10 protein-coding genes and 2 pseudogenes are annotated in these 12,186 nt (G+C 68.2%); 6 read left to right on the top strand and 6 right to left on the bottom strand.

Translation table 11 applies throughout. From position 1 onward, the window contains the following. The first annotated feature begins 285 nt into the window (after window positions 1-285). A complete protein-coding gene (locus M2163_RS06125; protein WP_280893344.1) occupies window positions 286-930 on the top strand; it encodes a dihydrofolate reductase family protein in 645 nt (214 codons plus the stop codon). 19 nt (window positions 931-949) lie between these two features. Here M2163_RS06125 and M2163_RS46590 read toward each other — a convergent pair. The 3 genes and pseudogenes from M2163_RS46590 to M2163_RS06110 all read right to left on the bottom strand — a co-directional run bounded on the left by M2163_RS46590 (window position 950) and on the right by M2163_RS06110 (window position 3,545). After that, window positions 950-1,500: pseudogene (locus M2163_RS46590) on the bottom strand (hypothetical protein). 1 nt (window position 1,501) lies between these two features. Then, window positions 1,502-2,236: a glycoside hydrolase family 16 protein gene (locus M2163_RS06115; protein WP_280893342.1), complete on the bottom strand. Its 735-nt coding sequence runs from the start codon at window positions 2,234-2,236 to the stop codon at window positions 1,502-1,504. 433 nt (window positions 2,237-2,669) lie between these two features. Continuing rightward, the gene (locus tag M2163_RS06110) at window positions 2,670-3,545 is read right to left on the bottom strand and encodes a LysR family transcriptional regulator (protein ID WP_280893341.1); all 876 of its coding nucleotides are present in this window, start codon (window positions 3,543-3,545) and stop codon (window positions 2,670-2,672) included. A gap of 122 nt (window positions 3,546-3,667) precedes the next feature. On the opposite strand from M2163_RS06110, the gene M2163_RS06105 reads away from it, so the two are divergent. Continuing rightward, window positions 3,668-4,666, top strand: a complete 999-nt coding sequence (locus M2163_RS06105; RefSeq protein WP_280893340.1) for an NADP-dependent oxidoreductase — start codon at window positions 3,668-3,670, stop codon at window positions 4,664-4,666. After that, on the top strand, window positions 4,663-5,064 hold the full coding sequence (locus M2163_RS06100; RefSeq protein ID WP_280893339.1) for a nuclear transport factor 2 family protein: 402 nt from the start codon (window positions 4,663-4,665) through the stop codon (window positions 5,062-5,064). Before M2163_RS06105 ends, M2163_RS06100 begins: the two co-directional genes overlap by 4 nt. Before the next feature lie 551 nt (window positions 5,065-5,615). Here the strand turns inward: M2163_RS06100 and M2163_RS06095 are convergent. After that, complete coding sequence (locus M2163_RS06095; protein ID WP_280853900.1) at window positions 5,616-6,596, bottom strand: winged helix-turn-helix domain-containing protein; 981 nt, start codon at window positions 6,594-6,596, stop codon at window positions 5,616-5,618. An 89-nt stretch (window positions 6,597-6,685) separates the two neighbouring features. Here M2163_RS06095 and M2163_RS06090 point away from each other — a divergent pair, with 89 nt between their 5' ends. From M2163_RS06090 to M2163_RS06080, 3 genes and pseudogenes are all read left to right on the top strand, one after another. Continuing rightward, window positions 6,686-7,996 (top strand): MFS transporter, encoded by a 1,311-nt coding sequence (locus M2163_RS06090; RefSeq protein ID WP_280893338.1) that lies wholly within the window; start codon window positions 6,686-6,688, stop codon window positions 7,994-7,996. Window positions 7,997-8,175: 179 nt separating this feature from the next. After that, window positions 8,176-8,760, top strand: a complete 585-nt coding sequence (locus M2163_RS06085; protein WP_280893337.1) for a DinB family protein — start codon at window positions 8,176-8,178, stop codon at window positions 8,758-8,760. Between the two features lie 16 nt (window positions 8,761-8,776). Next, window positions 8,777-8,986: pseudogene (locus M2163_RS06080) on the top strand (transposase); the annotation flags it as partial. 357 nt (window positions 8,987-9,343) lie between these two features. On the opposite strand, the gene M2163_RS06075 reads toward M2163_RS06080, so the two are convergent. Both M2163_RS06075 and M2163_RS06070 read right to left on the bottom strand, forming a co-directional pair. Continuing rightward, complete coding sequence (locus M2163_RS06075; RefSeq protein WP_280893336.1) at window positions 9,344-10,960, bottom strand: FAD-dependent oxidoreductase; 1,617 nt, start codon at window positions 10,958-10,960, stop codon at window positions 9,344-9,346. A 394-nt stretch (window positions 10,961-11,354) separates the two neighbouring features. Further along, entirely contained in the window at window positions 11,355-12,149 is a 795-nt protein-coding gene (locus tag M2163_RS06070; protein WP_280893335.1) for an SDR family oxidoreductase, read from the bottom strand. Between the last annotated feature and the right edge of the window lie 37 nt (window positions 12,150-12,186).

Raw genomic sequence — 12,186 nt, 5'->3', positions numbered from 1 at the left:
CGGCCGACGGGGTCGACCGCTTTGAGTGAAGCTCACAGGTGCACCGGAACGTTAAGACTGCGGCGACCGCATCCTGGGACGGCCGCAGGCTGACCGCGTAGGTGCGCCGGGCTGGCGGTTGGAGCGGTTGGGCGGGCGGTAACGTCCGGTGCGACGTCTGGGCCGTCTTCTGACACGCCTGAAAAGAAAGTTGGGGGCCGCGGTCGATCCAGCCACGTCCCGTTCGACGTCATGATGTGCGGCGCCTCGCCGCACGATGGCGCGACAGGACTGACGAGGACACACGTGGATCAACTGCTGAGAGTCATGAACTTCAACGTCTCGAGTGACGGAATCGGTGCCGGTGAGCACCAGAGTCTCGAGCAGCCGTTCGGCCTTGACCATCCCGAGAGGCTGTTCGCCTGGGCCGGAGCCACAGCGAGCTGGCCCATGCGCACGGATCCTGGGGGGAGCCGGGGTCTCGACGACTACTTCACACGGGACTTCGCGCGCAACATCGGCGCCGAGATCATGGGCCGCAACAAGTTCGGGCCCCTGCGCGGGCCCTGGCCGGACCATGAGTGGCGCGGCTGGTGGGGACAGGAGCCCCCGTTCCGCACGCCGGTGTTCGTCCTGACCCACCACACGCGTCCGTCGTTCACGCTCTCCGACACCACGTTCCACTTCGTCGACGGTGACCCGGCCATGGTCCTCGAACGGGCGCGGGAAGCGGCGCAGGGCAAGGACATCCGGCTCGGCGGCGGGGTCACCACCATCCGGCAGTTCCTTGACGCCGGCCTCGTCGAAACCATGCATGTGGCGGTCTCGCCGGTGAAGCTCGGGTCCGGACTACGCCTGTGGGAGTCCCCCGACGAGCTGCTCGACCGGTTCCACCTGGAGGTCGTGCCCAGCTCAAGTGGTGTGACGCACCACCTGTTCTGGCGAAGGTGACGCGAGGGCTCACTTGAGTTCAGGCTGCGGCTGCGAGGGGGCGTCCACCCCAGAGGATGCCCTTCTCGCCGCGGATGCGGGCGCGTTCCCTGCGTTCGGCAGCCAGGATGTCACGGTGGCGGGTGTTGGCGTTGCGCCGGCGCAGGTAGGCATGCAGGGCCCGGGTCTGCACGCTGTGGTTGGGGTGGTTCGATTGGGCGATGGTGAACTGCCTCAGCGGTCCGACCTGCGCCTCGATCGGGTACGCCCACGAGGCGTAGGTCGGGGTGAAGCACAGCTCGGCCTTGTGCCTCTTCGGCCAGCCGCGGATGTCGGCGCCTTTACGGGCGGACAGGTTGTCCAGGATGACGTAGACCGGCACCGTCGGGTCGTGCGGCGCGGATCGACGAAGTCCTCGTCGTCAGACTTGAGCAGGCGGGACGGCTTCCCACCCACTTGGGGTCACAGGCAGGCCAGGCCGATCCCGTTGCACCGGTGGATCAGGTCCCGAACGGTGACTTCATCGGCCTGTACCAGCTGGGCGATCACCGGCACACGGTTCCCGCCGGCCGAGGCCCAAGGCGGGTTCACCTCATGGGGTGTACGGCGTGTGGGTGATGGAGGAGATCTTGAGGTAGCGGGCGCCGTCAGCGGTGGCCCAGGTGGAGGAGTCCGGGTTGCCGGGCCAGTCACCGCCGACGGCGATGTTGGCGATGAAGCGCAGTCCCGTTCCGGCCGGGGTCCTGTACCAGGTGGTGCCCGTGATGTTGCCGTCCACGGCGAAGTCGATGTGGTCCGGGAACCAGCTGAACGAGTAGGTGTGGTACGAGTTCGTCCAGCCGGAGGAGTTCGTCCTCGAGAACTGCTGCTGGGCGTTGTTGACGTCGTGGGACGTTTGGTAGACGACCCCCGGGTTCTGTCCCACGATCTCAGCGGCGTCGAACTCGGGCAGCCACGGATTCAGGTACGCCGCCCACACCGCCGGCAACAGCCCCCTTCCGTTGGGCATGTTGGCGGTGAAGCTGTATGTGCCGTACCCGTACCGCGCCGTCGACTCCACACGGCCTGAGTAGTAGGCCCCGCCGCCGGCGTTGTACGCCTTGATCACCAGTGTGTTGCCCTCGTACCAGACGCAGTCCGGCCGGTACGTCTGCAGCTCGTTGTTGGCGGTCCATCTCGCGTTGATCTTGGTCCAGGAGTTGACGGTCACCGGGCTGCCCCAGGATGCGGCCCGTGCTGTCTGCGCACCCAGCATCAGCGAGGGAGGCACGGCCAGTGCGGCACCGAGTATGCGCCTGCGGCTCGGTCGGCGAGACGGAACGGTCATCGCAGCTCCATTGCTTGGATGAACGAAGAGTGGTGGGAGCGGTCCCACGCTCCACTTGTCGCTGGACTGTAGGAGTCCGTTTGACCTTTGACAAGATGTGCCGCAGAGATCGAAGTATTCCTTTGGTAATTGAATGAGCCAGCTGGACAACCGGCCTGCTGGTCCTCGCAAGCCAACGGTCGATGCGGGTGGAGCCAAGGTCGGCCACGTCGGCCTGCCCTCCACCTGTCCGTTCGCCCTTCAGGACGCGGGCATCTTGGGTTGGGGCTCGTGCTCGGCCTCGGGCTTCGCGTCCGGAGCCGTATGCGTGAGCGGACGTGCGTCGTCGTCAACGGGCTGCCGTAGCCGATGCCGACACGGTCATGGCCGGTTCGGTGGGCCTTGGCTGACGCCGGCGGCGGCTAAGGCCTGCTCATGCAGGGGGTGCGGTCGGTCAGGATGCCGGGGCGGTTAGGACGGCCTCGGCGGCGAACCGGAGATTCCTGATCATCGGATTCGGGTCGCCCTTTCGGCTGACCAGGACGACCCGGCTGGGGGGAGCGCCCTCGACCGGGACAGTGACGAGATCGGGACGCAGTGAGCTACGCCGATCGCCGACCGGCAGTACGGCGATGGCCCTGCCGCTCGCGACGAGTTCGAGCTTGTCCTCGTAGCTCTCGATCGGCGGCACGCCGGCTCCGAGGATCCGGTAGGACACCCAGTCCGCGGTCTCGAACGCGCACGGCGCCACCTCTTCCCCGGCCAGTTCCTCCGCGGTCACCGACGCGCGGTCGGCCAGGGGATGGCCGTCCGGGACCACGAGCATCCGGGGCTCCTCGTACAGCGGAGCGGTGAGGACATCGTCTGCGGCGAGCGGCAGCGGGGCCCGCGCGATCAGGGCGTCGACGCGCTTGTCGGACAGTGCCCCGACGTCGCGGCAGTGCAGATGCCGGGTGGCGATCTCGGCGTCGGGGTGACGGCGGCGCAGTTCCCGCACGGCGGGAGTGATCACCAGGTCCTCGACATAGCCGATGGTGATGCGTGCGGTTCGGGCTTGTTCCCGCACGGCCAGCTCTGCCTGGCGGGCGGCCTGGAGCAGGGCTTGGGCCCGGGGGAGGAACGTCTGGCCGGCCGGAGTGAGCCGGGTGCCCTGAGGGGTGCGGTCCAGCAGCCGTGTGCCGAGGTATTTCTCGAGTCGTTGGATCTGACGGCTCAGTGCCGGCTGGGCCACGTGGAGGTCCGCGGCGGCCCGGCCGAAGTGCTGGTGCGCCGCCACCACGGTGAAGTAGCGCACGAGCCGCAGTTCCAGGTCCTGTCCGAGATCGTTCACCCTTGCAGGGTACGCGTCATGCCGTTTCGGAATGATCCGGTTGCCGAACCGGTCTTGGACGGCCGTGCCGTCCCGGGCTTTGACTCAAGGAGCAACGTTTCCCGAAGAAAGCGACAGGCGCGATGAAGGCGATCCAGATCCAGGCAGCGGGCGGGCCGGAGGTTCTGCGGTACGACGAGGTGCCGGTTCCCGAGATCGGTCCGGGCGAGGTGCTGGTCCGGGTGCACGCGGTGGGCATCAACCCGCCGGACTGGTACCTGCGTGAGGGGATGAAGGTCATGCCGGCCGAGATGAGGCCGGCGCTGGAGTTCCCTCTGATCCCCGGCACGGACATGTCCGGCGTGGTCGAGGCTGTCGCTCCGGACGTGCGGGGGTTCGCCGTCGGTGACGAGGTCTTCGGCATGCTGCGGTTCCCCGGCTTCGACGGCCGGACGTACGCCCAGTACGTGGCCGCGCCGACTGCCGACCTGGCTCACAAGCCGGCCGACATCGACCACGTGCAGGCGGCCGGTGCGCCGATGGCCGTGCTGACAGCATGGCAGTACCTGGTTGATCTCGGCCATGACGTGCCGTCTCCGTTCACCGGCCAGGTGCACCGGCCGGTGCCGATCACGCCAGGGATGACCGTGCTGGTCAACGGGGCCGCCGGGGGAGTGGGCCACTTCGCGGTGCAGTTGGCGAAGTGGAAGGGGGCACACGTCATCGCGGTGGCCTCGAGCCGGCACGAGGAGTTCCTGCGCAAGCTCGGCGCCGACGAGTTCATCGACTACACCACGACGAAGGCCGCGGACGTCGTCAGTGGTGTCGACCTGGTGATCGACACCGTCGGCGGCCCGGACAGCGCACGCTTCCTGAACGTGCTCAAGCGCGGAGGGACGATGCTTCCGGTGTTCTTCGCCCAGTACGACCCGGAAGAGACAGCGCGTCTGGGCATCACCGTCTCGAACATTCAGGTGCGCTCCAACGGTCCCCAACTCGCCGAGATCGGCCGCCTGTTCGACGAGGGCGCACTCACGGTCGGGGTGGACAGCACCTACCCGCTGTCCGAAGCGGCCGACGCACACACGCGAGCCGCGCAGGGCCACATCCAGGGCAAGATCGTGCTGACGGTGACCTCGTGATCACCGAACTCCAGCAGACGGTGGCGCACTACGCCCACGCCCTGGACGAGCTGAACGTGCGCGAGCTGGAATCGGTCCTGACCGAAGACACCGTCTGGACCTTCACGATGCCCGGACAGGGGTTGCTCGGCCCGGTCGCCGGACGCGCGGCGGTGCTCGACTTCATCCGTGACGGGCACACGGCCCAGATGGGAAGGGTGCGGCACCACCTCGGCAACGTCGTGGCCACGGCGACGGACGCCGACACCGCCCAGGTGCGGGCCTGTCTGCTGCAGACGAGGAACACCGGCGAGAGCATCCAGATGATCTCGACCGGCGTCTACACCTTCAGCCTGCGACGCTCCGACGGCAGGTGGCGTATCGCCGAACTCGCCCTGACCCTGGACAACTCCTTGTAGGACGAGGCCAGGCACTGCGCCCCCGCGATCATCGGAGACCTGCCGACGGCGCCCGGCTACCGCCCCGCCTGTTCGACGAGGGCACACTCACGGGCGGCCTGGTCATCCGCTACGCGCCGGTCGAGACGGAGCGTGACCCGGCCTTGTGGGCCGCCCCATGGCGCGCTGCCGTTTCAGTCGGCGGCCTCGGCACGGTCGGGCCGGCGCAGGCCGTGGAGGTTGCGGTAGGCGGCCCTGGCGGATGGGGTCCAGCCGTCCGGCAGGGCGGAAAGCCGTTGCGTGACCGGACGTGCGGCGTCGTGAGTCCCGGGACGAAAACCACCTGTGCTGGGACAGGGCCGCCAGGTGTTGATCGGGGAGCCTCTGGCGTCCTGGGAGGCGCCGGTCAGCGCTGCCTTCCTGGTTCCGTCGCGCTCAACCCCCTCGGGTGGCGTGACCTCGGTGACGCTCAGGTCCTGGGTTCCTGTGACGGACAGCAGTTCCAGCTACTCGGCTGCCCGACTTGGCGGACGATCTGCTGGCGGCGCCTCATGAACAGTGCAGATCTGCGCTCAGCCCGAACCGGCGACCAGTGCCTCGCCGAGCGGGGTGCGCCGGTAGAGCACCGACCGTCCGGACCGGGCGCGGACGAGTAGCCCCGCGCCTCGCAGGATGGCGAGGTGGTCTCCTACCGCGCCGGGTGCCATGGCGAGGCTTCGGGCGAGTTGACTGGTACTGGCCGGGGCATCCAGCGCCAACAGCAGTCGCGCTCGTGACCGGCCGACCAGAGTGGTCAGCGCGTCCGGTTGGGGGACGGTCTCCTGTTCGTCCCACAGGGCGGCGGTGCCGCGGGCGCGATAGACCAAGGTTCTGGGCCAGGGATCTTCCAGGTGGGCGGCGATGTTCCCGACGAAGACCGAAGGGATCAGCAGGAGCCCGTCGCCGGCGAGGTGAACCGTTCCCACTTGGGGAAAGTGGCCGATCTCGATACCGCCGGCGTGCCAGGCGATGCTCGGGTGCAGGCTCTCGATCGCCGTGGCCCAGCCGTGTTCGCCGATCACACCCACCCGGTGCACGACATCGCGCTCACAGATCGCGCGCAGTTGCGGCCAGTCCGCGGCGAGCAGCTCGTGCCATGCCTGGTCCATCGCCTCGGCAATCCTGGCGACGGCGTCCGGTGACTCCAGTACTGCGCGTACGCGGGGTTCACGGGCCGAAGGGCCGGTCGCGGTGGCGGCGAACTCGCGGCGGGCCGCTTCAAGTGGTGTGGCCCGGATCATGGCCAGGTCGTCTGCCCAGGTCTGGTTGAGGCCGCGCGGGGGAGGGGCGACGAAGTTCGGTCCGCCCCGCGGGGCCTGCAGGGCGAGGGCGGCGTCCAGTTCGGTCTCGCGGCGAAGCCGTTCAAAGGCCGGCCTGAGCCGGGAGGCCCAGGCTCGCGGCAGCGGCCGGTCGTGACCGGCGAGTGAGCGCAGCAGCAAGCAGAGGTCCAGCGCGGGCGACAGTGCGAAGCGGCTGCGCAGCAGGTCCTCGACGGAGACTTTGAAACGCAGCACCCGGCCATGCTACCGCCGGAAGTCCGCTCCGATTCGTCCAGTGACGAATCATTGGTGCGGGGTGTGGGCCCACGGCGAGGCTGCGCGTCATGACCCGAGCCGCCGAGCCCGCGCAGGGCAACCACCGTGCCACCTACAGGGAGGTGCTGGCCGAGCCGCGATTCCGGCTGCTCTTCTCAACCCGCGCCGTCGCGATCACTGCGGACGCGCTGCGGATCACCACCTTCTCGGTTCTGGTCTTCTCGACCACCGGCTCCCCGCTGCTGAGCGCAGTGGCCTTCGGCATCGGCTTCATCCCGCAGCTGTTCGGCACGATGTTGCTGGGTTCACTGGCCGACCGACTGCCGCCTCGCGCGCTCATTACCGGTGGCTACGCCTTGACGTGCGCCGCCGCCCTGCTGACCGCCTTCGTGCGGATGCCGATCGCGGCAAGCCTCGGTGTCGTGGCGCTGGTCTCCCTCGCCACACCGGTGTTTCAGGGCGCGTCGAGTCGGCTGGTCGCGCAGTCGCTGGAAGGCGACGCCTATGTACTGGGCCGCTCACTGAACAACATCGCCGGCGCCGGCGCGCAATTGTTCGGCCTGGCGCTGGGAGGCGGGGTCGTCGCGGCACTCGGCCCACGCCGGGCGCTCGCGGTCAGCGCCGTCCTTTACCTCGGCTGCGCGCTTGCCGTCCGCATCCGGCTACCCCGGCTGCACCCGGGCGGCGGCGCACCCGGCAGCGCCGGGGGCGACAGCGGGGCCGTCCGTGCAAGCCTGCACGGTGCAGGCGTGCTGCTGCGCGGACGCACAGTGCGACGACTGATGCTGGCCCAGTGGCTGCCCGTCGCGTTCGTAGCGGGCGCGGAAGGCCTCATGGTCGCCTACGCGGGAGAACGCCACTTCGCGCCCGGCTGGTACGCGGTGCTGATGGGCTGTCTGCCGGTTGGCATGCTGGTCGGTGACCTGCTGGTGGGTCGACTGCTACGGCCACGCGCCCGAGAGCGACTGGTAGTCCCGCTGGTTGCGCTGGCGGGGTTGCCGCTGATCGGCTTTGCTGCCGAGCCCGGAGTGGGCGTCTCGTCCGGTCTGCTGCTGCTCAGCGGCCTCGGATACGCCTACGGTCTCGGCCTGCAACGCCCGTTCCTGGACGCCCTGCCGCAGGATGGCCAAGGCCAGGCCTTCGGCTTGCTCGGCTCCGGCAGCATGACGCTACAGGGCGTCGGGCCGGTTTGCCTGGGCTCAGTGGCCGCAGGCATGGGAACAGGCGGCGCAATCGCCCTGGCAGGCGGCGCGGTGGCGCTCACCACCGGCTGGATTCTCACCTGGCATCCGTCCCCCTCCCCGGTCCCCGTCCCGAACGACTCGGCGGGATCAGAGAACAGCATGGAACAGCATGCGTGCAGTCCTCCTGCGCGGTAACCGTCGCAAGTCGGGTCGGCCACGAGCCGTCGCGCACCCCACCCCCACGTACCTCTGACAGACAGTGTCATTCCCGCTGGCTCATTGTTCTAGGAGTCCCAAGCCTCGGCTCTGCCAGCCGTTGCGGACCACGTACGGGATCTTGAGACCACGAACAGCCCATGGAAGGTTCAAGCCACATGATCGATGAATTCGCGAAGGACAACCTGCTCGGGAGACTGCGGCGGGACCGCACGGCGCTGCTCTGGAAGCTCGACGGCCTGTCCGAGTACGACGCCCGCCGCCCTCTCACAGCGACCGGGACCAACCTCCTCGGCCTGGTCAAACACGTGGCCAGCGTCGAGGCCCGCTATTTCGGCGAGGTCTTCGGCCGACCGTCCCCGGAACCGCTGCCCCGATGGCAGGACCACGACGGCAGCGACCTGTGGGCGACCGAGAACGAGACCCGCGAGCAGATCATCGGGTTCTACCGGCGCACGTGGGAACACTCGGACGCGACGATCGACGAACTTCCCCTCGACGCACCCGGCCACGTGCCGTGGTGGCCGGAACCCCGTCCCAACACGAACCTGTTCGACGTCATGGTCCATGTCCTCGGCGAGACCATCCGGCATGCCGGACACGCCGACATCCTGCGTGAGGGTCTCGACGGCCGGACCGGGATGCGCCCCGAACACGAGCAGCGGATCGACGAGGAAGCGCGTGCGGCGCACTGCGCGAAGATCGAGCAGGCCGCCAGGGTGGCCGCATCAATCAAGGCTTGAGAGTTCTGGGAGGTTTTTGTGTCGTCCGAACCGCAGTGACGTGTCCGACGCCCGTTGGGCCTTGATCGAGCCGGTCTTCACCGCCTGGCGAGCGAGACGGACCGGGCCCGGAACGGCAGTGCGGGTGCACGACCTGCGAGAGATCGTCAACGCGATCCTCTACGTCAAGCGCACCGGCATCCCGTGGGAGTACCTGCCGCACGACTTCCCGCCGTACAAGACGGTCAGATCTACGGCGAGCGACGCCTGACTCCATCGGCCGTCATTCGGCCAAGACAGCACCTTGAAGCCGAGGGCCGCCTCCGATCACACCCGGCGGCCCTCGGCCGGGCCCGGCCGAGCCAGACCACAGTGCGTATGTGGTCGCGCGCGGTGCCTTCGCGGTCGACGTGGCCCGCATCAGGTCGAGCAGGCGCTACGCCACAACTCGATATCTCACTCCAGGGTTTGGGGTTCAGGAGTCGGAGACCATAGGCGAGACCGTACAAGGGGCCACTGACACGAGCGGGTTGATGTTCGAGGAATGCTCAATCGCACCTGAAATGAAAAGCTGTTCCGCCATCCGCCCGGCCGCGAGGGCTCATCATGAGGTGAGCACGCGCTGGTGCAACTCGGTGACGACCTTGCGGGCGGAGGAGATCGCGCCATGCTGCCAGGCATCCAGGTAGCTGAGGTAGTCACCGGCGAAGTACACGTGCCCCTGGGCCGTGTTGAGCGGTGCGTACGCCGGTGAGTCGGGGCCGCCGGGCATGGAGTGCCATGCGCCTTCGAGGTAGGGGACGAGCTTCCACTGGTGGGAGTACGACGCGGTGAGTTCGCTGCGGTACTTGCGGCCGTGGATCTTGACGCCCTGGTCGAGGGCGCGTTCCAGGCGCTGGGCCGGGGTGAGCGCCGAGTAGACCTCGGAGTGGGCGCCCGTGTTGTAGTAGCCGATGATCAGGCCGCGTTCGCCCAGGTGTCCGTAGGACGGGTACCAGATGTGATCGAGGTCCAGGTCGGTCTCGGTGATGCCGCCGAAGATCCTGAGATCCCTCTCCCACCAGCGGCTCTTGTACTCGAGGCCGATCTTGGAGGCGTAGGAGGGCTTCACCGCCTTGAGGGCGGTCTGCACCGCCGTGCCGAGGTTGTGCGAGGTCTTGGCCAGGATGTGCGGGGCAAGGGTGGCGATGCAGTAGTCGGCCGTGATGGTGCGGGTGCGGCCCTTCTGGGTGTAGGTGATCTGCACGCCGTTGGAGGTGTTCTTGATGTCGGTGACGACTGCGCCGGTGCGGATCCTCTCCTCGCCTATGGCGCGGGCGAACGCCATCGGTATGCGGTCCATGCCGCCGACGGGCTGGAACATCAGCATCGCCTGGTCGTAGCCGAACTCGAAGGAGAAGGTGCGGCCTACGTTGGAGGCGAACACCTCGGAGAGGGAGGGCACGTCGCCGAGTTCCTCGCCGGGGCTGCCGGCGGCACCCGGGTCGACGCTGAAGCCCCGGTGTTCGGTCCCCGTATACGTGTAGTCGGAACCGAGCGAGCCGTAGCTCTTGAGGAACGTCAGCAGCCGCTCCTTGTCGTCCGCCGTCAGTTCGGCGTCCAGCGCACCGGAGTTCGCGGCCTTGGACAGCAACTCGGAGATGTAGCCGTAGACGTCGGCCTTGGCGGTGCGGTACTGAACCGGCGCCTTCATGCCGGTGGTCTCGTTGTAGATGAGCGCGCTGGCATTGGTGTTCGTGAAAACCTCGACGGGAACGCCGAGTTCGCGGCAGTAGTCGAGCGTGACCATCCATTGGGCGATGCGTGCGGGGCCGGCGTTCATGTACTGGCCCTTGCTGAACCCTGCGGTCTGGGTGACACCGTTGATGTCGGTGAGCCGGTCGCCGCCGCGGACGGTGAGGTTGCGGCCTCCTACGCGATCGCGTGCTTCGAGGACCGTACAGTCATAGCCGGCCTTGCCGAGTTCGTAGGCAGAGGTGAGGCCGGCGATACCGCCGCCGATGACGACGACCCTGGCGGGCCTGCCCTTGCGACCCTGCAGTGTGAAATCGCTGTGCCTGGGGGCGCGGAACGGCGCTTCCTTCTCCGCTGCGTAGGCGGCGGTGGGGGCGAGGCCGAGCGCCCCCATCGTGGCGAACATGGCACCGGCCCCACCGGTCACACCCACTCTGCGAAGGAACGCGCGTCGGCTCGTTCCCGTTCCGGCCTCGAACTCTGCCATGAGGATCTCCCCTTCCGATCTTGAACGAGAAGGGAAGCGTGCCAAGGGGCGGTTACGGCGTACCGCGCATTCGTGTATCCCGCACGTTTCTGTGGGAGGCGAACCGGAGAAACACCGGGCTGGACCAGACGCACCCGCTGCGGAGGGTCCGCTCGACCGCGCCGAGGTTACGCGTCCTTGGCACAGGGACTGCCCACCGCCCGCCGTGCGATCGTGCAAGCGGACCGTACTGTCTGCCGAGTTGGGCGAGCTGACCCAATCCAGCATCCGACTGCGCCACTTGTCGGACGTCGGCGAACGGCATGCAGGGGGCGCGACAGCAGCGAGCGCACCCTTCAGGCGGCTCACGGCATCGTTCTCACCGCCCGCCGGGAGCCGGCGGTTTGCCGGTCGTTCAGGGCAGGATCGAGTCGACGTAGCCGCCGTCGACGCGCAGGGCGCCGCCGGTGGTCGCTGACGCGTAGGACGAGGCGAGGTAGACGACCATGTGGGCGATCTCCTCCGGCTCGATGAGGCGCTGGATCAGGGACTGCGGGCGGTACTTGATCATGAACTCGCGCTGTGCCTCGTCCCAGGGCGACTCGTCACCGATCAACTCACGGACGAAGTCTTCGACGCCACCCGTGTGCGTCGGGCCGGCGATGACGGAGTTGACGGTCACACCTGTGCCGGCGGCCTCCTTGGCGAAGCCGCGGCTGACGGCGAGCAGCGAGGTCTTGGTCATGCCGTAATGGATCATCTCGGCGGGGATGACCACGGCCGAGTCGCTGGCGAGATTGAGGATGCGGCCCCAGCCCTGTGCCGTCATGGCGGGCAGGTAGGCGCGGATGAGCCGGATGGCGGAGAGGACGTTCACCTCGAAGTAGCGGCGCCACTCGGCGTCATCGATCTCCAGCGGCGCGGCGGAGCCGAAGATGCCGAGGTTGTTGACCAGGATGTCGACCGAGGGGACGGCCTCCAGCACGGCTGCGGCGCCTTCTTCGGTCGCCAGGTCGCCCACGGCAGCGATCACGTCGTCGCTTCCGGAGTCGGCCCGTACCTTGTCCACCGCGGCTGTGACGCGCTCGGCGCTGCGGCCGTTGACGGCGACCCGTGCTCCGGCGCGGCTGAGGCCGACGGCGATGGCGTATCCGATGCCCTGGGTGGAGCCGGTGACCAGGGCGGTGCGGCCGGAAAGGTCGATGTGCACGATGGGTTCTCCTCGTCGCGGGTGTGGGGCTGTACAT

The sequence above is a fragment of the Streptomyces sp. SAI-135 genome, from assembly GCF_029893805.1.
In the GTDB taxonomy this organism is placed as follows: Bacteria; Actinomycetota; Actinomycetes; order Streptomycetales; family Streptomycetaceae; genus Streptomyces.
The sequence above is the reverse complement of the archived record's forward strand: the minus strand, read 5'-3'. Positions and strand labels throughout refer to the sequence as shown.

Coding starts and splice junctions, on each gene's coding strand:
- M2163_RS06105 (WP_280893340.1), top strand. CDS start 3,668: ATGAAGGCGATCCAGATCCAGGCAGCGGGCGGGCCGGAGGTTCTGCGG.
- M2163_RS06115 (WP_280893342.1), bottom strand. CDS start 2,236: ATGACCGTTCCGTCTCGCCGACCGAGCCGCAGGCGCATACTCGGTGCC.
- M2163_RS06075 (WP_280893336.1), bottom strand. CDS start 10,960: ATGGCAGAGTTCGAGGCCGGAACGGGAACGAGCCGACGCGCGTTCCTT.
- M2163_RS06090 (WP_280893338.1), top strand. CDS start 6,686: ATGACCCGAGCCGCCGAGCCCGCGCAGGGCAACCACCGTGCCACCTAC.
- M2163_RS06085 (WP_280893337.1), top strand. CDS start 8,176: ATGATCGATGAATTCGCGAAGGACAACCTGCTCGGGAGACTGCGGCGG.